This window comes from Brachybacterium phenoliresistens, from assembly GCF_000576425.1.
Classification (GTDB): domain Bacteria; phylum Actinomycetota; class Actinomycetes; order Actinomycetales; family Dermabacteraceae; genus Brachybacterium; species Brachybacterium phenoliresistens.
This window is the reverse complement of the sequence record NZ_KK069990.1, coordinates 63,292-88,623: the sequence shown is the minus strand read 5'-3', so window position 1 is coordinate 88,623 and position 25,332 is coordinate 63,292. Positions and strand designations below refer to the sequence as shown.

The window sequence follows — 25,332 nt, the reverse complement described above, 5'->3', positions numbered from 1 at the left end:
ATGGCTCCGTGCCCCTCACCGACCATTTCCCGCCGACCATGCCGCCCGGACTCTCCGAGCGGCTCACCACCCGCCTCCCGCTGGAGTCGGACGTGGAGCCCCTGTGCGATCTGGTCACCGCGGACCTGCACCGCCATACCCCCGACGCCTCGGCCCAGCGCCCCGGGCTGCGGTCGCGTCTGGTGGGCCTGAAGTCCTGGTCCCGCCGGCAGGTGGTGGTGGTCCCGGTCCGGGCCGACGGCCGCCCCACCACCGACCGCCCGCCCATCGGCTGGATCTCCCTCGAGGACCGCGCCGCCGGTCGCACCAACGTGCAGTGGGTGATCGCCGCCGGTGCACCGCAGCGCGAGGAGCTGGCCGGGGCCCTGCTGGACTGGGCCCAGGAGGTCGGCGGGTCCTTCGCCCGCCACCGCGGACTGCCCTCCACCCAGCTCTCGGCCGATGCCGCCGAGGCCGACCGGGACCGCGGCCGCATCCTCGCCGCGAACGGCTACTCGATGGTGCGCACCTGGCTGCACATGCGCCGGCCTGTCCACCCGGGCGAGGTCACCGGCCTCCCCGCGCCCCGCGAGGGCGTGCGCGTGCGCCGCGTCCACCGCCACCCCTCCGGGCTCCCCGTCGCCCAGGACGTCCGCACCGTGCACCGCATGCTCGAGGACTCCTTCCAGGACCACTTCAACTCCTACCGGGAGTCCTTCGCCGAGTTCGTCCAGCGCCTCATCGAGAACCCCGAGAAAGCGGACTGGGACCACTGGTGGATCGCGGAGATCGAACGCGACGGCCGCCGCCTGCCCGCCGGCGGCCTGGTCGCCGCCGCGGTCCCGGCGCGCGCGGACCGCGGCGAGGGCACCTATCTCGAGTACCTCGGCGTGCACCGCTCCGCCCGCGGGCACGGCATCGCCAAGGCGCTGCTGCACGCCGCGATCGCCGATGCCGCCGAGCGCGGCCGCACCCACATCGACCTCGAGGTCGACGCCGACTCCCCCACCCGCGCCGACGGCATGTACACCTCCATGGGCTGGGAGACCTTCGCCCGCACCCAGTCCTGGCACGCCTCCGCCGAGGCCCACCCCTCCCGCCTGCTCGAGCCCCCGGAGCGGTGACCCGGGCGCCGAGCATCTGAGCGCCCCGAGCCTCCGCACACGTGCCGCCTCCCTCGCCCCACCTCACGCCGGGACGCCCCGCTCGCCCCACCACGCGCCGCGACCTCCCGCTCGCCCCGCCACGCGCCGTGGAGGTCATTCCCCGTCGCTTGAAGGAGCGTTCAAGCGACGGAGAATGACCTCCCGGCGGAGGCGGGTCGGGCCGGATCGGGCCGGGCCGGGTCGGGCCGGGCCGCGCGAGCGCGGGGCCGACGGCCCTGATCGCGGGCCCCGGACCGCAGCTGCGGACGATCATCGCCCCCTGAGGGCCGCCCGCCATCACCCCGGCTGAGTTGTCCGATTCCCGCTGGTCCTGCCGGTCCTGGCCCCGGATGCTGGAGGCACAGCATCCCCCAGCCTGGAGGTCGGACATGTCCACCGCACTCATCACCGGTTCCACCCGCGGCATCGGCCGCGCCCTGGCCCAACTGCTCCTCACCGAGGGCGAGGACGTCATCGTCACCGGCCGCGACGCCGCCGGGGTCGACGCCGCCGTCCGCGAGCTCGGCAGCTCGCCCGGGGACGGGCGCGGCCGCGTGACCGGCCTGGTGCTGGACGTGACCGACGAGGACAGCGTCGCCGCGGCCGCGAGCGCCGTCGCCGCGTCGGCCGGCCACCTCGACGTGCTCGTGAACAACGCCGGCATCCTGCCGGAGGCGACCGATGCCGACCCGGCGGCCGCCGTGGACCCCGCGATGGTGCGCCGCACCTTCGCCACGAACGTCCTCGGGGCCGCGGCGATGATCGACGCCTTCCTGCCCCTGCTGCGGGAGGCCCCGGGCGGGCGCATCGTCAACGTCTCCTCGCGCATGGGCTCGCTGCAGGACCAGCTGGATCCGGCCTCGCCGTACTTCGGCACGGTGATCCCGGCCTACCAGGCGTCCAAGGCCGCGCTGAACAGCCTGACCGTCGGCCTGTCGAAGACGCTCTCGGAATCCGGGATCGGCGTCGTCGCGGTGTGCCCCGGGTTCGTGCGCACCGACCTGACGCCGATGAGCCGCGCCCAGGCGCCGCTCGAGCCCGAGGACGCCGCCCGCGTACTGCTGCGGGCGATCCGCGCCGAGGACACCGGCACCTTCACCGACGCCGAAGGCCCCGTCCCCTGGTGACGCCGCCGCCGGCCTCGCGTGGAGGCCGGGATCGCCCGCGCGATGTGGAGCAGACGTGCCCGCGCGACCTTCGGACATACGCGGAAGGGCCTGTGGGGGCCGCTCGCCGGGTCATCGCCCGGTGACCGGCCCTCACAGGCCCTTCCGTGCCCGCGCAGCGCGCGGGGAGGCGACGATCAGCGCCGCCCGGGGATCACTCCCACTCGATGGTGCCCGGGGGCTTGCTCGTGACGTCGAGGGTGACGCGGTTGATCTCGCGGACCTCGTTGGTGATGCGGGTGGAGATGCGGCCCAGGACCTCGTAGGGCACCTTGGCCCAGTCCGCGGTCATGGCGTCGTCGCTGGTGACGGGGCGCAGCACGACGGGGTGGCCGTAGGTGCGGCCGTCGCCCTGCACGCCCACGGAGCGGACCTCGGCCAGCAGCACCACGGGGCACTGCCAGATCTCGCGGTCCAGACCGGCGGCGGTGAGCTCCTCGCGGGCGATCGCATCGGCCGCGCGGAGGATGTCCAGGCGGTCCTTGGTGACCTCGCCGATGATGCGGATGCCCAGCCCGGGGCCGGGGAACGGCTGGCGCCAGACGATCTCGTCGGGCAGGCCCAGCTCGTGGCCGACGGCGCGGACCTCGTCCTTGAACAGGGTGCGCAGCGGCTCGACCAGCTCGAAGGAGAGGTCCTCGGGCAGGCCGCCGACGTTGTGGTGGCTCTTGATGTTGGCCGCGCCCTCGCCGCCGCCGGACTCGACCACGTCGGGGTACAGGGTGCCCTGGACCAGGAACGCCTTCGCCTCGGCATGGCCCTCGGCGTCGATGACGCCGCTGGCGCGGAGGATGTCGGCCTGCGCCTGTTCGAAGGTGCGGATGAACTCGCGGCCGATGATCTTGCGCTTCTGCTCCGGATCGGTGACGCCGGCCAGCGCGGTGAGGAACTGCTCCTCGGCATCGACGACGACGAGCTTGGCACCGCCGGTCGACTCGCCGAAGGCCTTCTCGATCTGCGCGGACTCGTCCTGGCGCATGAGGCCGTGGTCGACGTACACGCAGGTGAGACGGTCGCCGATGGCGCGCTGCACGAGCGCGGCGGCGACGGCGGAGTCCACGCCGCCGGAGAGGCCGCAGATCGCGGTGCCCTCGCCGATCTGCTCGCGGATGCGGGTGACCTGCTCGTCGATGACGTTGCCGGTGGTCCACGACGGCTCGATGCCGGCGCCGCGGTACAGGAAGTTGCGCAGCACCTCCTGGCCGCGGTCGGAGTGGCCGACCTCGGGGTGCCACTGCACGCCGTAGATGCGGCGCTCGGGATCCTCGAAGGCGGCGACGGGGCTCGCGGAGGAGGTCGCGATGACGCGGAAGCCGGCGGGCGCCTCGGTGACGCAGTCGCCGTGGCTCATCCACACGTTCTGCTCGAGGTCCTGGCCGTCCAGCAGCACGGAGGCGCTGTCCAGGGCCGACAGGCGCGTCGCGCCGTACTCGCGCACACCGGTCTCCGCGGCGGTGCCGCCGAGGGCGGCGGCGATGGACTGGAATCCGTAGCACAGGCCCAGGACCGGGACGCCGGCCTCGAGGAGTGCGGGGTCCAGGCGGGGGGCGCCCGGCTCGTACACGGAGGAGGGGCCGCCGGAGAGGATGATCGCCAGCGGCTTGCGCGCGAGGATCTCCTGGACGGGCATCGTGTGCGGCACGACCTCGGAGTAGACGTCGGCCTCGCGGACCCGGCGCGCGATCAGCTGCGCGTACTGGGCCCCGAAGTCGACGACGAGGACCGGGTCGGCGTCGGTGTTCTCGGCTGTGCTCACGCCCACCATCCTAGGGCCGACACGCCCGTCGAGCCCCGCGGGGCGACGTGAGATGGGCGGTACCCGACGGGGTGCTGTCCCGGGCCGGCACGGCGGCGGCGGCCGGCAGCCGGCGCCCGGCTCACCGGGTCGCGGCATCGGCGGATCGCCGGGCGGGACGGTGGCGTCGTCGCCGGGCCCGGATGCCTGCGCGGGGCACTCGAGAAATCGCGCCGTCCCCGGATGCCTTCGCGGGGCACTCCAGAAATTGCACGGTTCCGTACCACCTGAATCGATTCACATGGTACAGAACCGTGCAATTTCTCGAACGCCGCCAGGACCTCTCCCGCAGCACACGCCGACCGCACGAACCCTGGTCCCGCGGCCGCACGGTGGTCCCGCGGCCGCACGACGGCGCGGTCGGCGGGCCCGACGTCCCGGCTCAGCGCCGCGGGTGCTCCTCGTCCTGCAGCGTGGGGCGCTGGCGGAGGTCGCTCTCCATCTTCTGGTGGGTCCAGCGCTCGCCGAAGAAGGAGAGCACCGGCACCACGCCGAACAGCATGAGCAGCAGCATCCGCGGCAGGGACCACCGCATGCGCATCCACAGGTCGAAGGACAGGACCACGTAGACCATGTAGATCACGCCGTGGATGGGCGACCAGGTCTGCGAGATGGTCTCCCAGGTGTGGGAGGTCGAGGTGAACAGCCCCTCGCCGTGGTAGACGCCGTAGCGCATCACCATGATCGACACCAGCACCAGCAGGGCGATGCCCTCGGCGAAGGACGCGAAGCGGTAGCGGGCGAACGAGGCGCGGATCGCGACCTCATCGAGTGGTCGCGGAGTCGGGGTCGACACCAGTCACGTCCTTCGGGTCGTTCGGGTTCTGAGGGGTCGGGGCCAAGGCATCGGGGTCCGATGCGGCCGGGCCCGATGCGGCCGGATCCGATGCGGTCGGGGCCGATGCGGTCGGACCCGGGGCGGCCGGGCCGTCCGCGGGCTGCAGGCTCGCCTCGAGGCGGGCGCGCTCATCGGCCCGCTGGTCAAGATACGCGGTGCGCACGGAGCGCCACCACAGGTACAGGAAGAAGCCGCCGAACAGCACCCACTGGGCGGCGTAGCCGATGTTCTGCCAGTCCAGTCCGCGGGAGAAGGCGGACTGCGCGGCGGGCATCGGCGAGAGCCCATCGGCCGCGGAGGTCTGGGCGAGATAGCCGGAGTACATCGGCTCGCCCCACTCGTTGACCAGCAGCGGGGTCGCGATCTCCTGGGCGACGTGCCCGGAGACGCCGTCGGTGGCGGCCTCGCTCGCCTCGAGCAGCCCGGTCACCTCGATCTCCCCCGCCGGGACCGCCGGGGCGAGGGCCGGGTCGACCTCGCCGTCGGGACCGGTGGCATCGGCCGCGGGCATCCAGCCGCGCGCCACGGGCAGGCGGGCCTCGCCGCCGTCCGGCTGGACGACGTGCAGGGCGCTCACCACGATCACGGCCTCCTGGCCGTCGATGCGGCGCCCGGGCACGAGGATCTGCTCGGCGGGATCGAAGGTGCCGCGGGCCACCACCGGATCCCCGGCGCGCTCGTTGGTGACGGGCTCGCCCAGCAGCAGCGCGTCCTCGAGGGCCACGGCCGGATCGGTGGGCTCGGATCGGCTGGTGATCGCCCGATGCGCCCGGTCCCACTGCCAGGTGGCCAGCAGTCCGCACACCAGGGTCGCCGCGACCATCAGGGCGAGGAGCCCGAGGAAGCGGGGGCGCAGGGCGGTGCGGAGCATGGCCTGCATGGTACGGAGCCGCCCTGGGAGGGCGCGCCGCTCGTGTCCGATACCTCACCGGCCATCGGCGGTCCGCGGGGACCGGCCATCGGCCGCCCGCGGGCGCATCGCCGCCGCACGGAGCCGGCGGCCCGCCGCGGGATCCGTCCGACCTCTGCGGACTCCCCGGTTCTGCACGGATCGGACATCTATCCTGAATCGCGTGACCCAGTGCCAGAGTGTGTATGTCGCCAGCCCTGAGGGATTGACCGGGAAGTCCACCGTCGCGTTCGGACTCCTCGAGGCGCTCGCCGCGCGGTCGGACCGCGTGGGCGTCTTCAGACCGGTGTACAAGGCCGGCGCCGGGCGGGACGAGGCGGTCGAGCTGCTCATCGCCCATCCGGCCGTCAGCCAGGACTACGAGGAGGCGCTCGGCGTCGACTCCCAGGCGGCCCTGGCCGACCCGGAGGCCGCGCACGAGGCGATCCTGCGCCGCTACCACGCCCTGGCCGAGCGCTACGCCGTGCTGGTGGTGCTGGGCTCGGACTACGACTCCGTCGCCAACCCCACCGAGCTCGCCTTCAACGCGGAGGTCGCCGCGAACCTCGGCGCCCCCGTCGTCATCGTCGTCTCCGGCCTCGAGCGCCGCCCCGAGGAGATCGCCGGCCTCGCCGTGGTGTCCGTCGGCGAGTTCTCCTCCCACCACGCCGCCCCGATCGCCCTGATCGTCAACCGCTCCGCGGCCGACGCCCTCGAGGACATCCGCGGCGCCGTCTCCGCCAAGCTCGGCGAAGGCATGATCGTCGCGGCCGTGCCGGAGAACCCCGTGATCATGGCGCCGACGGTCGCCGCCATCCAGGAGGCCGTGGAGGGCACCCTGGTCCAGGGCAGCACCGAATGGCTGGGCCGCGTGTCCCTGGGCACGGTGGTCGCGGCGATGAGCCTGCCCAACGTGCTGCGGCGCCTCAGCGAGAACTGCACGGTCGTCGCCCCCGGGGACCGCTACGACCTGCTGCCGGGCCTGTTCATGGCCCAGCAGTCCGGCGCCCATCCGGCGCTGTCCTCGATCGTGCTCACCGGCGGCTACGAGATCCCCCAGGAGATCACCGACCTCGTCGAGGGGCTCGGCCAGGACCTGCCGGTGATCGCCACCGAGCACTCGACCTTCGACGCCGCCGTGAAGATCGCCGGCACCTCCAGCCGCCTGACCGCGGACAGCGCCCAGAAGGTCGATGCCGCCCGCCGCGCCGCCAGCGAGCACCTGCCGCTGGAGGCGCTGCTGGAGCGCATCGACGTCTCCCGCTCCGACGTGGTCACGCCGATGATGTTCGAGTTCGAGCTGCTGGCCCGCGCCCGCGGCGAGAAGAAGCGGATCGTGCTGCCCGAGGGCGACGAGCCGCGCATCCTCGCCGCCGCCGAGTCGATCCTCGCCCGCGGCGTCGCGGACCTCATCCTGCTGGGCGACGAGAACGCGATCCGGGCGAAGGCGGCGCTGCTGGGCCACGACATCTCCGAGGCGACGGTGGTCTCCCCGCAGGACCCGGAGCTGCTGGAGAAGTACGCCGCGGAGTACGCCCGCCTGCGCGCCAAGAAGGGCGTCACCCTGGAGCAGGCCCGCGAGCGCATCCAGGACGTCTCCTACTTCGGCACGATGATGGTGCAGATGGGCGAGGCCGACGGCATGGTCTCCGGCGCCGTGCACTCGACCGCCCACACCATCCGCCCCAGCTTCGAGATCATCAAGACCCGGCCCGACGCGAAGATCGTCTCCTCCGTGTTCCTCATGGCGCTGCAGGACCGGGTGCTGGTGTACGGGGACTGCGCCGTGAACCCCGACCCGAGCGCCGAGCAGCTGGCCGACATCGCCGCGCAGTCCGCGGCGACGGCCGTGCAGTTCGGGATCGAGCCGCGGGTGGCGATGCTGTCCTACTCGACCGGCTCCTCCGGCTCCGGGGCCGATGTGGACAAGGTCCGCGAGGCCACCGAGGCCGTGCGCGCCCACCATCCGGAGCTCAGCGTCGAGGGCCCCATCCAGTACGACGCCGCGGTGGACGCCTCGGTCGCCAAGACCAAGCTGCCCGACTCCGCGGTCGCCGGCCGGGCCACGGTCTTCGTGTTCCCGGACCTGAACACGGGCAACAACACCTACAAAGCGGTGCAGCGCTCCGCCGGCGCGATCGCCATCGGCCCCGTGCTGCAGGGCCTGAACAAGCCGGTCAACGACCTCTCGCGCGGCGCGCTGGTCGACGACATCATCAACACGGTGATCATCACCGCGATCCAGGCGCAGTCCCAGCCCGCCGGCGCCTGATCCGCCCGCCGCCTCGCCTCCCCCGCCCGCCTCCGACCCTCCGAGGAACCCATGCCCGCACCTGCAGCCGACGCCGCCCGCGTCCTCGTCATCAACTCCGGCTCCTCCTCCCTGAAGTTCCAGCTGGTCACGCCCGGGACCGGCGAGGTCCATGCCTCCGGGATCGTCGAGCGCATCGGCCAGAGCACCGGCCGCGCGAGCATCGAGACGGGCGGGGCCGAGGGCCGCGAGACGTCTGTCGAGACGGAGGTCCCCGACCATGTCGAGGCCATGCGCGTGGTCGAGCGGCTGTTCTCCGAGGTCGGCATCGCGCTGCAGGACGACCGCATCATCGCGGTCGGCCACCGCGTCGTCCAGGGCGGGGCGCGGTTCTCCGAGCCCACCCTGATCGACTCGTGGGTGCGCGAGCAGATCGAGGACCTCGGCGCCCTCGCCCCGCTGCACAACTACGCGGCCGTCGACGGGATCGACGGGGCCCGCGCCCTGCTGCCCCATGTCCCGCACGTGGCCGTGTTCGACACCGCCTTCTTCACCGGCCTGCCCGCCGCCAGCGCGACCTACGCCCTGAATCGCGAGATCGCCGCGGAGTATCGGATCCGCCGCTACGGCGCCCACGGCACCAGCCACCGCTACGTCTCCGAGACCGTGAGCGCCCTGCTGGCGGCCCGAGGCCGGGACGTCTCGGACCTGCGCCAGATCGTGCTGCACCTGGGCAACGGCGCCTCCGCCTCGGCGGTGCGCGGCGGCCGGCCCCTCGACACCTCCATGGGTCTGACCCCGCTGGAGGGACTGGTGATGGGCACGCGCACGGGAGACATCGACCCCTCGGTGTACGTCCATCTGCAGCGCCAGGGGAACCTCTCCCCCGCCGAGGTCGACACCATCCTCAACAAGCGCTCCGGGATGCAGGGGCTGTGCGGCATGAGCGACTTCCGCGACATCGAGGCCGCCGTCGAGGCGGGGGACGACCAGGCCGCCCTCGCCCTGGACGTCTACGTGCACCGGCTGCGCAAGTACATCGGCTCCTACGCCTTCGCGCTCGGCGGGATCGACGCGATCACCTTCACCGCCGGGATCGGGGAGAACGCCGCCCTGGTGCGGCGGCGCGCGCTCGAGGGGCTCGAGGCGTTCGGGATCGTCCTGGACGAGGACGCGAACGCCGTGCGGTCCAAGGAGGCGCGGCTCATCTCCGCCCCCGAGTCCGCCGTCGCGGTGCTGGTCGTGCCCACCGACGAGGAGCGTGCGATCGCCCGCCAGGCGGCCGAGGTCGCGGGGCGGCCCGCTTCCTGATATCTCTGTCGTACTGCCTCGCAGCGGGGCACCTGAGGGAGGGGACCCACCATGAGCTACGTCGACCCGTACAGCGGCGGCACGTCCGGCGGTACCCAGGGGCCCGGCCCGTACGGGTCGTCCCCGGCGCCCGGCGGGTCGGGCTACGGCTCGGCGCCCTCGGCCGGCCCGGACTACGGCGCCCCGTCCTACGGCTCCTCCGCCTCCAGCGCTCCGGGCGCCCCGAGCCAGTTCGTCCCGGCCGGCGCCGGCTACGGGTCCCCGGCAGGCAGCGGCTACGGAGCCCCGTCGGGCCCCGGGTACGGCGCACCGCGCAAGCGCAAGGGCATCAAGCGCACGATCTTCGGGGCGCTCGGCCTGATCGCGAACGCGATCGGCCTGGTGGTGATGCCGGTGCTCGCCGGCATCATCGCGGCGACGATCACGGTGGGGACCGGCGAGGGCGCCATCCCGCTGGGCCCCTCGGGCGGCACCTTCACCGCCGACACCATGAGCGTGCATTCGATCGCCGTCCCGGCGTCGGAGGCCGCGACCGCCGAATGCACCGCCACGGGCGCCAGCCTGGAGCGAGAGCTCAACACGTACACCGCCGGCGAGATCGACGGCGTCGACTACGTCGAGATCTACGACGTCCGCGCGGCGAGCGGCGAGGTCACGGTCGAATGCACGGGCGTCTCCGCGGTCGCCTACACCGAGATGGGGATGGCCGGCACCCTCATCGGCCTGGGGATCGGGTTCGTCATCCCGATCGGCCTCGGCCTCGTCTCGCTGGTCCTGCTGATCTGGGGGATCATCGCCCTGATCCGGTCCTGACCGGCCGGGGGCTCAGCGCTCGAGCGCGTCGAACAGCTCCGCCGCCAGGCGGTAGCCCTCCTTCGCCTCGGCCAGGAACGCGGCCTGCACGGCCGGATCCACGATGCCGTCCAGGCGCTCGCGGTAGGCGTCCTTGTACCGCTTCGGCGAGCCGAGCGCGGAGAAGTCCCACAGCCGGCCCTGCTCGGGCGGCACCCCGTAATGGCGCGCCACCAGGGCCCCGATCGCCTGCCCGCCGGAGAGGTCGCCGAGGTAGCGCAGATAGTGGTGCGCCAGCAGCGCGGGCACCGGGGCGCCGGCGAGGCGCCGCGCATACCGGGAGGTGACCTCGAGCGGCGGGTCGACCCGGGGCCGCGGCCCGAACCGTGCGGCAAGGTCCGCCCGGATCGCCTCGGCACGCGCCAGCCGCGGGTCGTGGAAGGCGGCGGCGAGGGGGTCCCGTGCGGCCGCCGCGGAGATCGCGTCCTCGAGCGCCTCGTAGATCGGCAGGTACTGGGCGACCAGCCGCCAGTAGTCGGCCTCGTCCCGGCGCCCGCCCAGCAGCGCGCCGATGAACCCGCTCTGCTCGGCGGCCTCGTGCTCGGCCCGCGTCTGCGTGCGCAGACGCTCGGAGAACGGCGCGTCCGGTGCGGGACCTGCGGTGCTGTGCATGGCTCCTCCTGCCGTGCGCCACCACGAGGGTGATGACGCGGTGTCAGAACCAGCATGCGCGCGATCCGCGCGCGGGGCAAGGCCCGAGGGGGCAGGAGCGTGGCAGGCGGGCGGCGGTCAGCGGTGGCGTCGTCGGGCGCGCTGCAGACCCCCGGCGCAGGCGCGCAGCCATGCCTCGTCGTCGCGGGCGAGGCGGCCGTCCCACGAGATGTCCAGGGCGCGGGCCATCTCGTGGCGCCGGCGCGCATCCATCGTCGTCACGGCATCCAGCGGGATCTCGCAGGCGCCCGCGGGGACCTCCCGGGGTCGATCCTCCGCCGCCCGGGGATCCTGCCCGGGGGACGCGGAGGGGAAGCCCGACGAGACCCGGATCCAGGGGGTCTCCGCCTCGCTCGCCTCGACCTCCTGTGCGGCGTGCTCGGCGGCCGAGCCGGAGCGCATGCTCGCCCTCCCCTCCCCGGCGTCCGGTCGGGACGGCAGATCGGGCCGCGACCCCTGGGCGGCGCTCCCGTCCGGCCGGAGCGCTGCGGCGAGCCGGGCGCCGGGCAGCCCCAGCGGCAGCCAGATGACCAGGAACAGCACCAGCACGAGGCTGAGGAACCCGGTGGAGGGCTGCAGCAGATGGGGAAGGATGTAGGGGATCATCCGGGGCTCGAGGACCCAGGGCACGAAGTCCAGCAGGATCGCGCCGGCCAGGACCACGGCGAGCAGCAGCGAGACCGCAGCACGTGCGATGCCGCTCATCGCTCCTCCCCCATCTCGTCCGCATCCGTGTCCGCGGTCTCGCCAGAGCCCGCTGCGGCCGCGTCGGCGGGCGGGCTCGCGGAGGAGGCGTAGCTCGAGGATTCGTAGAGCGTGGTCGAGGTGTACACCGAGCCGAGGGAGGCCGAGCCGGACGCCGTGCTCGCCCCGGACGCCGTGCTCGCCCCGGCCCCCGGGGACGGCGCGGCGTCGGGACCCTGCGGGGCATCGGCCGCAGCGGAGTCCGGGGCGGGAGTCGCCGCGAGAGCGGCGGCAGAGCCGAGGTCGAGGCCGGATTCAGTTGCAGGAGCGGCTTCCGGGGCAGGAGGAGTGTCCGAGGCAGGAGCGGAGTCCGCGGCACGGGAAGACCCCGGGGCGGGAGAAATGCCGGCGGCGGGCGCCGGACCGGGCTCCGGTGCGGGCTCGGGGACGTCTCCGGGCCCGCCGATGTCCGCTCCGCGCAGCAGCAGGATCTCCAGCAGCGCGCGGGCACCGCCGGGGGTCGCGTACTCGGGACGCCACGGCATCTGGTGCTGGGCGGCGAGGGCGCGCAGCTGCTCGGTCGTCCGATGCAGCACGGGGACGTCGCCGCCCGTCCCAGGGAGGTGCAGCCCGCGGGCGAGGCTCTCCGGCACGGGCGCGCTCTCCTGCGCGGAGAGGGCGCCTGGGCCGGCGCCGCCGCGCCGCCGCTCCCCGTCGCGGTCCCGCCGCCGCTCCTGGCGTCGCCGCTCCCGCAGCCGGCGCTGACGCCGGGTGGCCTCCGCGGTGGCCTCGGCGGCGCGGCCGCGCAGCCGCGCGAGGGGTATGGCGAACAGGAGCACGACCAGTACGACGATCAGGACGATGCTCCCCTGCCGGGACAGGATCCCGGCCAGCTCCCCGTTGAGCACGGTCTCCAGCCGACGACCCGCCTGCAGGAGGATCATCTCCGCGAGCGACCATCCGGAGCTCGTGGGCAGGTACAGCAGCGGGATGCTCACCGCCAGCGCCACCGATCCGAGGATCACGGTGGCGGTCCGGCCGGGGGCCGCGGCGCGGCGGGGGCGCGTCATCGCTGCCTCAGGTGGTGACGACGACCTCGACGCGCTGGAACTCCTTGAGGTCCAGGTAGCCCGTCGTGGCCATGGCGTGCCGCAGCGCCCCGACGAGGTTGGTGGTTCCCTCGGCGTTCAGGCCGGGCCCGTAGAGGATCTGCTCGAGCGGGGCGACCGTGCCAACCTCGACGCGGTGCCCGCGGGGCAGCACGGGATGGTGGGCCTCGCTGCCCCAGTGGTGGCCGGCGCCGGGGGCCTCCTCGGCGCGGGCGAGCGCCGCCCCGACCATGAGGCCGTCGGCGCCGCAGGCGATCGCCTTGACGAGGTCCCCGGAGCGGCCCAGGCCGCCGTCGGCGATGACGTGCACGTACCGGCCGCCGGACTCGTCCATGTAGTCCCGGCGCGCGGCCGCGACATCGGCCACCGCCGTGGCCAGCGGCACCTGGATGCCGAGGGTCTCGCGGGTGGTGTGGGAGGCGCCGCCGCCGAAGCCGACGAGCACGCCGGCCGCGCCGGTGCGCATGAGGTGCAGGGCCGCCGTGTAGGTCGCGCAGCCGCCGACGATGACGGGGACGTCCAGCTCGTAGATGAACCGCTTGAGGTTCAGCGGCTCGCGGTCGCTGGAGACGTGCTCCGCCGAGACCGTCGTCCCGCGGATGAAGAAGAGGTCCACGCCGGCGTCGACCACGGTGCGCCAGTGCTCCTGGGTGCGCTGCGGGGACAGGGCCCCGGCCGCCGTCACGCCGGCTTCCCGCAGCTCGCCGATGCGCGCGGTGATCAGCTCGGGCTGCACCGGCGCGGCGTAGGCGTCCCGCAGGACCTGCACGACCTCGCCCTCGGAGGCGTTCGCGATCCGCTCCAGCTGGGCGGTCGGGTCCTCGTGCCGGGTCCACAGGCCCTCGAGGTCCAGCACGCCCAGCCCGCCGTGGCGGCCCAGCTCGATCGCCGTGGCCGGGGACATGAGGGAGTCCATCGGCGCAGCGAAGATCGGGATGTCGAAGTGGTAGGCGTCCACCTGCCACGCGGTGGAGACGTCCTCCGGGTCGCGGGTGCGGCGGGAGGGGACCACTGCCACGTCGTCGAAGCTGTAGCTGCGTCGTCCCCGCTTGTTGCGGCCGATCTCGATCTCGCTCATCACCGGGTCAGTCTACCGGCGCGGGAACGGCGACGTCGGCGATCGGCCAGTCCAGCGGCACATCGGGCGTGCGACCCCGGCTGGAGAGGAACTTGTTGAAGTTCTCCGCCCAGTCGCGGTGCCAGGTCATCTGCTGCTGGTGCAGCTCCGCGAGAGGCATCGCGCCGAGGGCGTCGAACTTCGTCACCTGCGCGCGCAGCACGTCCAGGGTGGCGGAGACGTCGACGTCCGCCGTGTGCAGGCGGCCGTCCTGGTGGATGCCGTAGACCTCGAGGAGGTCGGTGAGGGTGCGCTTGCCCTTGCGGTAGCGGTCCAGGCCACGGTCCAGGACCAGCGGGTCGATCATCGGGGCGATCTGCCGGCCCAGACGCTCGGCGAGGGTCGGAAGGCCCAGCCGGCGCAGCTCGTTCTCGAGGATCGCCACGTCGAAGCTGCCGTTGAAGGCGACCAGCGGCACGTCCCGGGACAGGGCATCGGCCAGCATCCCGGCGACCTCGTCGAGCGCGGGGCCGGGGGCCGCGCCGTGCTCGCGGGCGTGCTCGGTGCTGATCCCGTGGATCCGTGCGGCCTGCTCCGGGATCGGGACCCCCGGGTCGATCAGCCAGGTGGCGACCGTTTCGTTCTCCCGCCCGGGGCCCACCGAATGGACCAGGGCCGCGGTGACGATCCGGTCCGTCGCGACGTCCGTCCCGGTCGTCTCGGTGTCGAAGCCCAGCAGGGGTGCGGAGGTCCAGGCCGGCGGTGCGATGCTCATGCCTCCAGGGTAGGTGCGATCACGGACAGGCCTGGTCCGTCATCCACAACGCGGGGGCCGGGGCCGCGCCGTCTCTCCCGCGACACGGGATCGCCTGTGCACGGACGGCGGCCTCAGAGCCTCGAGCCAGGCAATCGCCTGGCCCGCGGCTCTGAGGCCGCCTTTCGTGTTCGCAGCCGGGATCGATCGGCGGCGGGCGGGAGCTCCGCTCGGGCCCGGGGCCCTGGCGGGTCAGCGGGCGGCGCCGGGGCCGGTCAGCGCGCGGAGTAGTTCGGGGCCTCGACGATCGCGGCGAGGTCGTGGGGGTGGGACTCCTTGAGGCCGGCCGCGGTGATGCGCACGAAACGGCCCTTCTCCTTGAGCTCCGGGACGGTGTGCGCGCCGACGTAGAACATCGACTGGGCGAGGCCGCCGACCATCTGGTGGACCACGCCGGCCAGCGGACCGCGGTAGGAGACGCGGCCCTCGATGCCCTCGGGGACGATCTTGTCGTCGCTGGAGACATCGGCCTGGAAGTAGCGGTCCTTGGAGAAGGACTTCTTGCCGCGCGAGGCCATCGCCCCCAGCGAGCCCATGCCGCGGTAGGACTTGAACTGCTTGCCGTTGACCAGCACGACCTCGCCCGGGGACTCCTCGGTCCCCGCGAGCAGCGAGCCGACCATGACGGTGTCCGCGCCGGCCACGAGGGCCTTGGCGATATCGCCGGAGTACTGCAGGCCGCCGTCGCCGATCAGCGGGACGCCCGCGGGGCCGCAGGCCTGGGCGGCCTCATGGATCGCGGTGATCTGCGGCACGCCGACGCCGGCGACCACGCGGGTGGTGCAGATCGAGCCGGGGCCGACGCCGACCTTCACGGCGTCCGCGCCCGCGTCCACCAGCGCCTGGGCACCGGCCCGGGTGGCGACGTTGCCGCCGATCACCTGGACGCCGCGGAAGTAGGAGTCGCCCTTGATGCGGGCGATCATCTCCAGGGCGAGGCGGGCATGGCCGTTGGCGGTGTCGACCACGAGCACGTCCACGCCCGCGTCGCGCAGGGCCCCGGCGCGGTCGATCGAATCGCCGAAGAATCCGACGCCCGCACCCACCAGCAGACGGCCCTGGCCGTCCTTGGAGGCGTCGGGGAACTGCTCGGACTTCACGAAGTCCTTCACCGTGATCAGGCCGGTGAGCTTGCCGTCGGCGTCCACCAGCGGCAGGCGCTCGCGCTTGTTGCGGCGCAGCAGGGCCGTGGCCTCCTCGGAGGAGACGTCCGACGGGGCGGTGAACAGCGGCTGGGAGGTCATCACGTCGCCCACGCGGGTGCTCGCCCACTCGGCGACGGGGATGAAGCGCAGGTCGCGGTTGGTGCAGATGCCCAGCAGCGTGCCCTCCGCGTCGACCACGGGGAGGCCGGAGACGCGGAACTGGCCGCAGACGGAGTCGAAGTCCTCGAGGGTGGCCTCGGGGCCGATGGTCACCGGGTTGGTGATGCGGCCCGTCTGGGTGCGCTTGACGAGGTCGACCTCATGGGCCTGGTCCTCGATGGAGAGGTTGCGGTGGAGGATGCCGATGCCGCCGTGGCGGGCCATGGCGATGGCCATGCGCGCCTCGGTGACGGTGTCCATGGCGGCGCTCGCGAGCGGCACGCGCAGGGAGATCTCCTTGGTGAGGCGACTGGTCGTGTCCGCCTCGGAGGGGATGACGTCGGTCTCTCCCGGCAGCAGGAGGACGTCGTCGTAGGTCAGGCCGATGAAACCGAACGGATCCGCACTCGTCATGCACCGATGCTACCCGCGGGGCGGCGCCCCGATCAGCCTCGGGGGACGTGGCACCGGACACCCCGGCGGCGCACCGGCGGGCGGGCGGGCTCCTCGGCCGATGGCGGGCACACCGGTCCGCCCCGGGAGCGGCCCCGGGCGCGCCGGCGCGCCGACGGCTGCTCAGCCGCCGCCCCCCGAGGGCGGCTCCTTGCCGCCGAGCACCCGGCGGGCGTGGTCGAAGTCGCGCTGGAAGGCCGCCTCGTCGTGCGCGTACTCCTCCCGCCAGGGCATGCCGATGCGCTGGGCCATCTCCTGGTGCGCGTCCGCGCGGCGGCGGCGCCGGGCCTCGGCCAGCAGCACGGGGCGGGGCGGGGCGGCACGCAGCCCGGCCGCGGACTGCAGGGCGCGCAGCCCGTCGAAGCCGGCGTCGTCCCAGCCGATGTTCGGGATCCGCCACTGCCGGGCGGCCTGGTCCTCGGGCCGCTCCGGGGCGCCGATGCCGATCAGCGCCTCGTACCCGCGCTCGGCCTCGCCCACGGCGTAGACGACCTCGGACACGGGCACCGGCTCCCCCGTGCGCAGCCCGCGCCGCAGGCGGACGGTGCCGGCGGCCTCGTCCAGCAGCACCACCCGATGGGTGGCGATCATCGGCACCAGCGCCCACAGCGCCAGCAGCGCCCACAGCAGCAGCCAGCCCAGCAGCATCTGCGCGGCCATCGGCTCGAGCAGCCTCACCAGGGGTCCGCCCGCGCCGGCGGCGACGCGGGCGTCGCGCCACTGCTCGAGGCCGGCCGCGACGAAGGGGGCCAGCAGCAGGGAGACCATCGGCAGGCCGATGAGCGCTCCGGGGAGGTATCGCGCGCGGATGCTCGGGCCCACCAGCACGAGGCCGTCGCGGGTGCGGCGCGGGGAGGGCGCGGCCTCCTCCAGGGCGCCCGGCGCGCCGTCCTCGTCCACCATCACGCCCTCAGGGTACGCGGCGGCCGCTGATCAGCTCGCGCGGGGCGCCCGTGATCGGGTCGCGGAACGCCAGGCGCAGGGCCAGCAGGTGCAGCACCGGGTCCTCGGGGCCGAGGGCCCGCACCTGCGGGTAGAGGTCGTCGCCCAGGATCGGGGCGCCGCGATGGGCCAGCTGCACGCGCAGCTGATGGGTGCGCCCGGTGCGCGGCATGAGGGCGAGGTCCCGCACCCCCGGCGCGGAGCCCAGCACCCGCACGTGCGTGAGGGCGTTGGGCTCGCCGGGCACGACCTGCGTCTGCAGCGCGCCGCGGCGCCGCACGAGCCGGTCGCGCAGGGTGAAGGCCTCCCCCGGCGCCCAGCTCGGCCCGTCCTGCGCGGGCGGTCCGTCCTGAGCGGCCGGTCCGTCTTGCGCGGGCGGCCCGTCCTGCGCGGGCGGCTCCTGGACGCGTGCGCGGTACTCCTTCTCGACCTCGCCGCGCGCGAAGAGGCTCTGGTAGGCGGCCCGCTCCTCGGGGCGGATGCCGAAGGCGAGCACGCCTGCGGTGCGTCGGTCCAGGCGGTGCAGCGGCGTGAGGGTCTCGATCCCGGTGAGGCGCCGCAGCCGCACCAGGGCGCTGGAGCGGATGTGCGCGCCGCGGGGCATGGTCGCCATGTCGTGGGGCTTGTCCAGGACCAGCAGGTGCTCGTCGTGCAGGAGGATCGGCAGCGCGACCTCGGGGACGTGCTCGGGGGCGAGCTCGCGGTGCAGCCACAGCTCGGTGCCGGGGGCGAGCTCCTCATCGGCCGCGACCGGGCGCCCGGAGCCCCGGACGATCTCCCCGCGGGCGAAGCGCAGCGCGAGGTCGGTGGCCGCCGGGTCGCGCAGGGCGGGCAGCCGCGCGGCGAGCGCGTCGAGGGCCCGTCCGCCGGCCTCGAGCCGCACCCGCAGGGGGTCCAGCCCCTCGCGCTGCGGCAGCGGCGGGGTGGGACGCCGCAGGCGGCGCCGGGCGGCGCGGCCCGGGCGGGCCCCCGGGGCGGGCTGGTCGGCACCGGATGCGGGGTGGTCGGCACCCGATGCGGGGTGGCCGGCGTCCGGGGCGCGCCCGGCGCCCGCGGCGGGCCCGCCGGGCCCGGAGCCCTCGCTCACAGGCCCCAGATGACGAAGGTCAGCACGTTGTGCGCGACGTAGAAGGCCGCCAGGCCCAGCAGCACGAGGTGGGGGTGGCGGTCGATGAAGGAAAGCGCATGGGGCTCCAGGGCGTGCAGCTCGCGGGGCGTGATGAGCTCGATGTCGCGCACCTCCACCCCGGCGGCGCGGGCCCGCTCGACCATGGCATGCTGGGCGCCGAAGCCGAAGAAGCGCCCGGAGACGTTGACCAGGCGCCGCCCTCCGCGGTCCAGCACGAAGACCCCGTCGTAGGGGGAGCCGGAGCGCTCGAGCATCTCCGCCGGGGAGGCCCCGCGGTCGATCTGCTGCACCGCGACGACGCGGCCCACCTCGGCCCAGGTCATGGTGATGCTGCGGCGGAACAGGCCGTGCACGTCCACGCCGACGTCGGTCAGCTGCAGCCAGGTGGTGACGATCCGCGCGACCATCACGATGCTCGCGGCCAGCACGAGCACCCACCCAAGCAGCGGCAGGGTGAACACGAGGTCGTGGAGCATCAGCGGGTGGTTCCACAGGCGCTGGCCCACGAAGCTGATGAGCACGAGGAACTCGAGGACGATGACGAACACGAAGGATGCGAGGACGGTGCCGATCACCGCGGGGGCGGGCGGCCCGAAGATCCGGGTGGACTGCGCGACGGGCGAGCTGTCACGGCGGCCTGGTCGGCTCACGGATCCCCTCCCCTCCTGTGTGGACTGCGACGACGTCATAGTAGGCCGCTCGCCCGTCCGGGAGGCGCCAGGCGCCGCCGGTCGGACGGGCGGGATGCACGCAGGGCGGGCGGCACGACCTCGGTCGTACCGCCCGCCCTGCGATCCGGGGATCGGATCCCCGGGGGCGCGAGGATCAGGCCTCCTCGTCGTCCTTCTTCTCGACGACGAGCGTCTCGGTCGTCAGGACCAGGGTCGCGATCGAGGCCGCGTTGCGCAGCGCCGACCGGGTGACCTTGACCGGATCGATGATGCCCGCGGCGACGAGGTCGACGTACTCGCCGGTCGCGGCGTCGAGGCCGTGGCCGACCTGCTCGCCCTTGACCTTCTCGACGACGACGAAGCCCTCGAGGCCGGCGTTCTCCGCGATCCAGCGCAGCGGCTGGGCCAGGGCCTTGGCCACGGCGCGGACGCCGACGGCCTCGTCACCGGTGAGCCCGAGGTCGCCCTCGAGGACGGAGGCCGCCTGGACGATGGCGCTGCCGCCACCGGCCACGATGCCCTCCTCGATGGCCGCACGAGTCGCGGAGACCGCGTCCTCGATGCGCATCTTCTTCTCCTTGAGCTCGACCTCCGTGTGGGCGCCCACCTTGATGACGGACACGCCGCCGGCGAGCTTGGCGAGGCGCTCCTGGAGCTTCTCGCGGTCCCAGTCGGAGTCGGTCGCGGCGATCTCGGAGCGGATCTGCGCGACCCGGTCCGAGACGGCCTCGTCGTCACCGGCGCCGCCCACGATGGTGGTGGTGTCCTTGGTGATGACGACGCGGCCGGCGTGGCCGAGCACATCGGTGCCGACGGTCTTCAGGTCCAGGCCGAGATCGGCCGTGACGACCTGGGCGCCGGTGAGCACCGCGATGTCCTGCAGCATGGCCTTGCGGCGGTCGCCGAAGGCGGGGGCCTTGACGGCCGCGCCCTTGAAGGTGCCGCGCAGCTTGTTCACGACGAGCGTGGACAGCGCCTCGCCGTCGACGTCCTCCGCGATGACGAACAGCGGCTTGCCGGACTCGACGACCTTCTCCAGCAGCGGCAGGATGTCCGCCACGGCGGAGATCTTGCCCTGGTTCAGCAGCACGTAGGCGTCCTCGAGCACGACCTCCTGGCGGTCCGCGTCGGTGACGAAGTGCGGGGAGATGTAGCCCTTGTCGAACTGCATGCCCTCGGTGAAGTCCAGCTCCATCGCCGTGGTGGAGGACTCCTCCACGGTGATGACGCCGTCCTTGCCGACCTTGTCGAAGGCCTCGGCGAGGAGCTCGCCGATCTCGCGGTCCTGGCTGGAGACGGACGCGACGTTCGCGATCTGCTCCTTGCCGTCGACCTCGATGGCGATCTCGCCGAGCTTGGCGGAGACGGCCTCGACGGCGGCCTCGAAGCCGCGCTTGAGGGCGGCCGGGGCGGCGCCGGAGGTGACGTTGCGCAGGCCCTCGTGCACGAGCGCCTGGGCCAGCACGGTGGCGGTGGTGGTGCCGTCACCGGCGACGTCGTTCGTCTTGGTGGCCACCTCCTTGGTCAGCTGGGCGCCGAGGTTCTCGAACGGATCCTCGAGCTCGATCTCCCGGGCGATGGTGACGCCGTCGTTGGTGATCGTGGGGGCGCCCCACTTCTTGTCCAGGACGACGTTGCGGCCCTTGGGGCCGAGCGTCACCTTGACGGTGTTCGCGAGGTGGTCGACGCCCCGCTCGAGGGCGCGGCGCGCCTCCTCGTCGTAGATGATCTCCTTCGCCATGGGCTCAGGCCTCGACGATCGCGAGGATGTCGCGGGAGCCCAGGATGAGGAACTCCTCGCCGCCGTACTTCAGCTCGGTGCCGCCGTACTTGGAGAAGACGACCTTGTCGCCGACCTTGACGTCCATCGGGACGCGCTGGCCCTTGTCGTCGAAGCGGCCCTCGCCCACGGCGACGACCTCGCCCTCCTGGGGCTTCTCCTTCGCGGTGTCCGGGATGACCAGGCCGGAGGCCGTGGTCTGCTCTGCCTCGAGCGGCTTGACGACGACACGATCCTCGAGGGGCTTGATGGAGACCGACATGCGGATCCACTCCTTCTTCGATGAATGACTCTGAGAGTTCCGGGTTCGGATCCCCGGAGCGGTCGTCGTCGCGGTGCCGACCGGGTGGGGACCCGTCTGGCAGCTCTGGCACTCGGGCCAGGTGACTGCCAACGGGGACAACTCTAGGACCGCCTTGGCACTCGCGCAAGACGAGTGCTAAACGTGTCGGCGCCCGGCGGCCTCGACGATGCCGCGCACCGCCTCCTCGTCGAAGTCGTAGACCGGCGCGAGCCGCTGCCCGGGGTCGCCGTCGGCCGGGAGGTCCCCCGCGTTCGGCCAGACGGAGGTGGTGATCCGCGGCGCCGACTGCGCGCTGCGCCCGTCGAACTCCACCAGGCTCGCCCCCGAGAGCGCGAGGGCGCGCTCGTGCTGATCCGCGCCCAGCGGGTCGACCACGTTCGTCACCCCCGGCGCCACGTGCACGGGCACCGAGCCCAGCCGGCCGTCGAGGGCGTGGTGGTAGTGGCCCGAGAGGATCACGCGCACGTCCGTGCCCTCGATCGCGGCGGAGAGCTCGTCCAGCCCGTCGAGGTCCAGGGCGCGCAGCAGGGGGGTGGCCGCCGCCAGCGGCGGGTGGTGCAGCACCAGCACGGTGCCGCGGCGGGCCGGCACCGCGAGGATCCGGCGCAGCCAGTCCAGCTGCACGGTGTCGAGATGGCCGTAGCCGGCGCCGGGGACGCTCGTGTCCAGCACCACCGCCCGCGCCCCGTCGCCGGTGGTGACCACCCGGTCCTGGTAGGGCGCGGCGTGGTCGCCGGGCCCGGCGACCTGCGCGTAGGCGGCGGGGACGTCATGGTTGCCCATGGCGACCACGAGCTTCGCCCCGAGCCGCGCGGCGAACGGGTCCAGCATCTCGTGCAGCAGGCGGTAGCTGGCGACGCTGCCGTCCTCGGAGGCGTCCCCCGAGTGCACCACGAGGTCCACGCCCCGCAGCCCGGAGAGGTTCTCGAGCACCGCCCGCAGCGCATCGGCGGTGGCGATGCGGTCGTAGTGCCGGGCGGCGGGATCGGCGAAGAGATGCGTGTCGGTCAGGTGCAGGATGCGCATGGCCCGACGCTAGCCCTCGCAGATGTCCCCCGGGTGAACCGCACCGCGGCGCGCCGGCCCGCACCGGCCACGGCACGTCGGCCCGCACCGGCCACGGCACGAGTGCCGGTTGGCGAACCAGAATGGGCCGATTTTGGCTCGCCAGCCGGCACTCGACAGCCGTCCGCGCGGGGGCAGGGCAGGGCGGCGCGATACGGGGGCGGCCAGGGCGGGGCAGGGCGGCGCGGGGGCGGGGCGGCGCGGTGCGGGCGGCGGTGCGGGGTCAGCCGCCGGCACCGACCCATTCGGCCTCGCCGTCGGCGAAGCGCTGGTGCTTCCAGATGGGGACGCGGCGCTTGACCTCGTCGACCAGCGCGTCGCAGGCGGAGAAGGCGAGCTTGCGGTGCGGCGCCGCGACCGCGCAGGCCAGGGCGGTGTCGCCAATGCGCAGCGGGCCGATGCGATGCGCGAGGGCGATGAGCACGTCCTCATGGCTCGCGGCCACGTCCCGCGCGGCCTCGGCGAGCGCCTGCTGCGCCAGGGGGTGGGCGCTGTAGTCCAGGGAGAGCACGGTGCGCCCGCCGTCATGGTCGCGGACCACCCCGTCGAAGGTGACCACGGCCCCGCAGCGCGGATCGGCGACGGCGCTGGCCATCTCCTCGACGGAGATCGGCTCCTCCCCCACGCTCGCGCGGCGCACGCGCGCGCCGGCCTCGCCGAGCGCCGGGTCGCCGGGGACACGCAGCTGCTGCGGGTCGGCGCCGAAGGGGGTGCGGCCGATGGCCTCCGGTGCACGCTCCGGTGCCACGGCGTCGGGGACCGCGGCGCTCGGGGTCGCGGTCTGCTCGGTCGGCCCGTCCGGCGCGGCGGAGCCGGGGCCGCTCATGCGTGGCCACCGCCGTCGCGCTGGTCCAGGAGGTGGTCCAGGATCGGGTCGAGCACGGCGATGCCGTCCTTCACCCCGCCGCGGGACCCGGGCAGGTTCACCACGACGGTCCGCCCGGCCATGCCGGCGAGGCCGCGGCTGAGCAGGGCGGCCGGGGAGTTCGCCAGGCCCCGCCGCCGCACCTCCTCGAGGATCCCCGGCAGCTCCCGGTCCAGGTGGGGAGCCGTCTGCTCGGGGGTGACGTCGCTCGGGGAGATGCCGGTGCCGCCGGAGGTGATGAGCACGTCCACGCCGTCCGCGATCGCCGCGCCGACGGCCCGCCCCACCTCGGGGCCGTCGGGCACGACGACGACGGGGCCGATGTCCAGGCCGCGGCCTGCGAGCCAGGCGTGCAGCAGGGGGCCGGTGCGGTCCTCGTAGGTGCCGTCGGCCGCACGGGTCGAGGCGATGACCACGCGCGCGCTGCCGAGCAGGAGCGCCGGGTTCTCCGGATCGGGGATGCGGCAGTCGGCGTCGCTGCGCCGGGCGGGGATCTCCCTCATCGCGGGCCCTCCTGCTCCTCGGGGCCTGCGGCTGCGGCCGGCGCATCGCCCCGGCTCCAGTCGCCGCTCTTCCCGCCGGACTTCTCCTCGACCCGGATCTGCTCGATCACGGCGAGGTGGTCGACGGCCTTGATCATGTCGAAGACGGTCAGCGCCGCGACGCTCACGGCGGTCAGCGCCTCCATCTCCACGCCGGTGACGCCGCGGGTCCGCACCCGGGCGCGGATCTCGACGACGTCGTCGTGGGGGTCGAGGTCCAGCTCCACCCCGGACAGCGGCAGCGGGTGGCACAGGGGGATGAGGTCCGGGGTGCGCTTGGCGCCCATTATCCCGGCGATGCGCGCCACGGGCAGGGCCTCGCCCTTGGGCAGGGTGCCCTCGGCGATGCGGTCGATGACGTCGGGGCGGGTACGCAGCACGGCCCGGGCCGTGGCGGCGCGGGAGGTGACGGCCTTGTCGGTCACGTCGACCATGCGGGCGGAGCCGTCCTCGCGCACATGGGAGAGGTCTGCGCCGGTCATGCGCCGGCGCCCGGGAGCAGCAGGGTCTCGAGCATGTCCCCATCGTTCACCATGTCGACGCCGGCCGGCACCCGCACCAGAGCATCGGACAGCGCCAGCGCCCCCAGCAGATGCGAGGAAGGGCCGCTGACCAGCCGCACCTCCCCCGACGGCAGCAGCCGGGCGCGCCGGTACTGCTCGAGGTCGCGCGGCGAGGGCGCGGGCTCGTCCAGGCGGACGGGCAGGCGCAGCGTCGTGCGCGGCGCGGCTCCGAGCGCGGGCCGGGCCACCAGCTCAAGGCTCAGCAGCGCGGAGACGGGGTTGCCCGGGAACGCCAGCCACGGCAGGCGGCGGCCGTCGGCCTCCACGGTGCCGATGCCCTGCGGGCCGCCGGGCTGCATCGCCACCTTCGGGAAGGCCAGCCGCACGCCGGGCAGCTCGGCGGCCTGGCGGACCACCTCGAACGCGCCCGCGCTGACACCGCCGCTGCTCACGACGAGATCGGCCCCGGTCGCGGCGGCCTGGCACTCGAGGGTGCGCAGCAGCTCGGCGGGATCGTCCACGACACGGGCGGCGCCGACCACCTCCGCGCCGGCGTCGACCAGGGCGGCGGCGAGGCCCGGACCGTTGGCGTCGAAGGCGCCGCCCTCCCGCAGCGCCGTGGAGGCATCCTGCACCTCGCTGCCGGTGGACAGGACCAGGGCGCGCATCGGCACGAGCACGCGCAGACGGTCGATCCCGCAGGCGGCGAGGTGGGCGATGCGTGCCGGGGTGAGCACGGTCCCCTCGCGCAGGATCAGGTCCCCGGCGCGGGTGTCGGAGGCGGCGCGGCGCACGAAGCGACCGGCCGCGGCGACGGCGGGACGCAGGTCGATCTCCTCGCCGGCGGGCGGGGCGCCCTCGAAGCTGCCGGGGCCGCTCTCCTCGACGGGGACGACGAGGTCCGCGCCGCGCGGGACGGGGGCGCCGGTCATGATCGGGGTCGCGGTGCCGGGGACGTGGTCGCGCACCCCGGCGCCGGCGGCGATCGCCGGGGCGAGCCGGAGGCGCGCCGCGGCGCCGTCGCCCGCGAGATCGGCCGCGGCGACGGCATAGCCGTCCATCTGGGAGTTGTCCGCCGCGGGGACGTCGGTGCGGGCCCGGACATCGGCCGCGGCCACCCGCCCGAGCAGCGCGCCCGTGACGGGCACGATCTCTCGCGTGCGATGGGCGGCGAGCAGGGCGATCGCGTCGTCGCGGTGATCGGCGAGCGGGATCCGGTCCATCGGCGTCCTT

At 74.1% G+C, this 25,332-nt stretch carries 24 protein-coding genes; 5 read left to right on the top strand and 19 right to left on the bottom strand.

What is annotated here, in order from left to right:
- Positions 1 to 8: 8 nt before the first annotated feature.
- Both BF93_RS05675 and BF93_RS05670 read left to right on the top strand, forming a co-directional pair.
- On the top strand, positions 9 to 1,103 hold the full coding sequence (locus BF93_RS05675; RefSeq protein ID WP_038371242.1) for a GNAT family N-acetyltransferase: 1,095 nt from the start codon (positions 9 to 11) through the stop codon (positions 1,101 to 1,103).
- Between the two features lie 410 nt (positions 1,104 to 1,513).
- Positions 1,514 to 2,251: an SDR family NAD(P)-dependent oxidoreductase gene (locus tag BF93_RS05670; RefSeq protein ID WP_038371241.1), complete on the top strand. Its 738-nt coding sequence runs from the start codon at positions 1,514 to 1,516 to the stop codon at positions 2,249 to 2,251.
- A 193-nt stretch (positions 2,252 to 2,444) separates the two neighbouring features.
- On the opposite strand, the gene guaA is transcribed toward BF93_RS05670, so the two are convergent.
- The 3 genes from guaA to BF93_RS05655 form a co-directional block, all read right to left on the bottom strand.
- Positions 2,445 to 4,055, bottom strand: coding sequence for a glutamine-hydrolyzing GMP synthase (gene guaA, locus BF93_RS05665; protein ID WP_051486585.1), 1,611 nt, complete (start codon positions 4,053 to 4,055; stop codon positions 2,445 to 2,447).
- Between the two features lie 412 nt (positions 4,056 to 4,467).
- A complete protein-coding gene (locus tag BF93_RS05660; protein WP_038371237.1) occupies positions 4,468 to 4,881 on the bottom strand; it encodes a DUF3817 domain-containing protein in 414 nt (137 codons plus the stop codon).
- Entirely contained in the window at positions 4,850 to 5,794 is a 945-nt protein-coding gene (locus tag BF93_RS05655; protein WP_051486616.1) for an SURF1 family protein, read from the bottom strand. Before BF93_RS05655 ends, BF93_RS05660 begins: the two co-directional genes overlap by 32 nt.
- A 202-nt stretch (positions 5,795 to 5,996) precedes the next feature.
- Here BF93_RS05655 and pta point away from each other — a divergent pair, with 202 nt between their 5' ends.
- The 3 genes from pta to BF93_RS18850 are packed head-to-tail and all read left to right on the top strand — an operon-like array spanning position 5,997 to position 10,187.
- Positions 5,997 to 8,084 carry a phosphate acetyltransferase gene (pta, locus tag BF93_RS05650; RefSeq protein ID WP_232226213.1) on the top strand — a complete coding sequence of 696 codons (2,088 nt, stop codon included), beginning with the start codon at positions 5,997 to 5,999 and terminating at the stop codon, positions 8,082 to 8,084.
- 51 nt (positions 8,085 to 8,135) lie between these two features.
- Positions 8,136 to 9,374: an acetate kinase gene (locus tag BF93_RS05645; protein WP_038371235.1), complete on the top strand. Its 1,239-nt coding sequence runs from the start codon at positions 8,136 to 8,138 to the stop codon at positions 9,372 to 9,374.
- Between the two features lie 51 nt (positions 9,375 to 9,425).
- Positions 9,426 to 10,187, top strand: a complete 762-nt coding sequence (locus BF93_RS18850; RefSeq protein ID WP_051486584.1) for a hypothetical protein — start codon at positions 9,426 to 9,428, stop codon at positions 10,185 to 10,187.
- Between the two features lie 12 nt (positions 10,188 to 10,199).
- Here BF93_RS18850 and BF93_RS05635 read toward each other — a convergent pair whose 3' ends face one another.
- The 16 genes from BF93_RS05635 to BF93_RS05560 all read right to left on the bottom strand — a co-directional run bounded on the left by BF93_RS05635 (position 10,200) and on the right by BF93_RS05560 (position 25,322).
- A complete protein-coding gene (locus tag BF93_RS05635; protein WP_038371234.1) occupies positions 10,200 to 10,838 on the bottom strand; it encodes a biliverdin-producing heme oxygenase in 639 nt (212 codons plus the stop codon).
- Positions 10,839 to 10,955: 117 nt separating this feature from the next.
- Complete coding sequence (locus BF93_RS05630; protein WP_038371233.1) at positions 10,956 to 11,582, bottom strand: hypothetical protein; 627 nt, start codon at positions 11,580 to 11,582, stop codon at positions 10,956 to 10,958.
- Positions 11,579 to 12,631 (bottom strand): hypothetical protein, encoded by a 1,053-nt coding sequence (locus BF93_RS05625; protein WP_038371231.1) that lies wholly within the window; start codon positions 12,629 to 12,631, stop codon positions 11,579 to 11,581. The genes BF93_RS05630 and BF93_RS05625 overlap by 4 nt, the downstream gene beginning before the upstream one ends.
- 7 nt (positions 12,632 to 12,638) lie before the next feature.
- The gene (locus BF93_RS05620) at positions 12,639 to 13,748 is read right to left on the bottom strand and encodes a GuaB3 family IMP dehydrogenase-related protein (RefSeq protein ID WP_198025363.1); all 1,110 of its coding nucleotides are present in this window, start codon (positions 13,746 to 13,748) and stop codon (positions 12,639 to 12,641) included.
- Positions 13,749 to 13,755: 7 nt separating this feature from the next.
- Positions 13,756 to 14,502 (bottom strand): exonuclease domain-containing protein, encoded by a 747-nt coding sequence (locus BF93_RS05615; protein ID WP_038371228.1) that lies wholly within the window; start codon positions 14,500 to 14,502, stop codon positions 13,756 to 13,758.
- Between the two features lie 254 nt (positions 14,503 to 14,756).
- On the bottom strand, positions 14,757 to 16,259 hold the full coding sequence (gene guaB / locus BF93_RS05610; RefSeq protein ID WP_038371227.1) for an IMP dehydrogenase: 1,503 nt from the start codon (positions 16,257 to 16,259) through the stop codon (positions 14,757 to 14,759).
- A gap of 162 nt (positions 16,260 to 16,421) precedes the next feature.
- The gene (locus BF93_RS20190) at positions 16,422 to 17,201 is read right to left on the bottom strand and encodes a hypothetical protein (protein ID WP_084148302.1); all 780 of its coding nucleotides are present in this window, start codon (positions 17,199 to 17,201) and stop codon (positions 16,422 to 16,424) included.
- A gap of 7 nt (positions 17,202 to 17,208) precedes the next feature.
- A complete protein-coding gene (locus BF93_RS05600; protein WP_232226212.1) occupies positions 17,209 to 18,327 on the bottom strand; it encodes a pseudouridine synthase in 1,119 nt (372 codons plus the stop codon).
- The gene (locus BF93_RS05595) at positions 18,324 to 19,019 is read right to left on the bottom strand and encodes a hypothetical protein (protein WP_038371225.1); all 696 of its coding nucleotides are present in this window, start codon (positions 19,017 to 19,019) and stop codon (positions 18,324 to 18,326) included. Before BF93_RS05595 ends, BF93_RS05600 begins: the two co-directional genes overlap by 4 nt.
- Before the next feature lie 175 nt (positions 19,020 to 19,194).
- Complete coding sequence (groL, locus tag BF93_RS05590) at positions 19,195 to 20,781, bottom strand: chaperonin GroEL (RefSeq protein ID WP_038371223.1); 1,587 nt, start codon at positions 20,779 to 20,781, stop codon at positions 19,195 to 19,197.
- A gap of 4 nt (positions 20,782 to 20,785) precedes the next feature.
- The gene (gene groES / locus BF93_RS05585) at positions 20,786 to 21,082 is read right to left on the bottom strand and encodes a co-chaperone GroES (RefSeq protein WP_038371222.1); all 297 of its coding nucleotides are present in this window, start codon (positions 21,080 to 21,082) and stop codon (positions 20,786 to 20,788) included.
- Between the two features lie 177 nt (positions 21,083 to 21,259).
- Complete coding sequence (locus BF93_RS05580; protein ID WP_038371221.1) at positions 21,260 to 22,150, bottom strand: metallophosphoesterase; 891 nt, start codon at positions 22,148 to 22,150, stop codon at positions 21,260 to 21,262.
- Positions 22,151 to 22,412: 262 nt separating this feature from the next.
- A complete protein-coding gene (locus BF93_RS20260) occupies positions 22,413 to 23,015 on the bottom strand; it encodes a molybdenum cofactor biosynthesis protein MoaE (protein WP_084148301.1) in 603 nt (200 codons plus the stop codon).
- On the bottom strand, positions 23,012 to 23,557 hold the full coding sequence (locus tag BF93_RS05570; protein WP_084148300.1) for a MogA/MoaB family molybdenum cofactor biosynthesis protein: 546 nt from the start codon (positions 23,555 to 23,557) through the stop codon (positions 23,012 to 23,014). Before BF93_RS05570 ends, BF93_RS20260 begins: the two co-directional genes overlap by 4 nt.
- On the bottom strand, positions 23,554 to 24,078 hold the full coding sequence (moaC, locus tag BF93_RS05565; RefSeq protein ID WP_051486583.1) for a cyclic pyranopterin monophosphate synthase MoaC: 525 nt from the start codon (positions 24,076 to 24,078) through the stop codon (positions 23,554 to 23,556). The genes BF93_RS05570 and moaC overlap by 4 nt, the downstream gene beginning before the upstream one ends.
- Entirely contained in the window at positions 24,075 to 25,322 is a 1,248-nt protein-coding gene (locus BF93_RS05560; RefSeq protein WP_038371220.1) for a molybdopterin molybdotransferase MoeA, read from the bottom strand. The genes moaC and BF93_RS05560 overlap by 4 nt, the downstream gene beginning before the upstream one ends.
- Positions 25,323 to 25,332 lie beyond the last annotated feature (10 nt).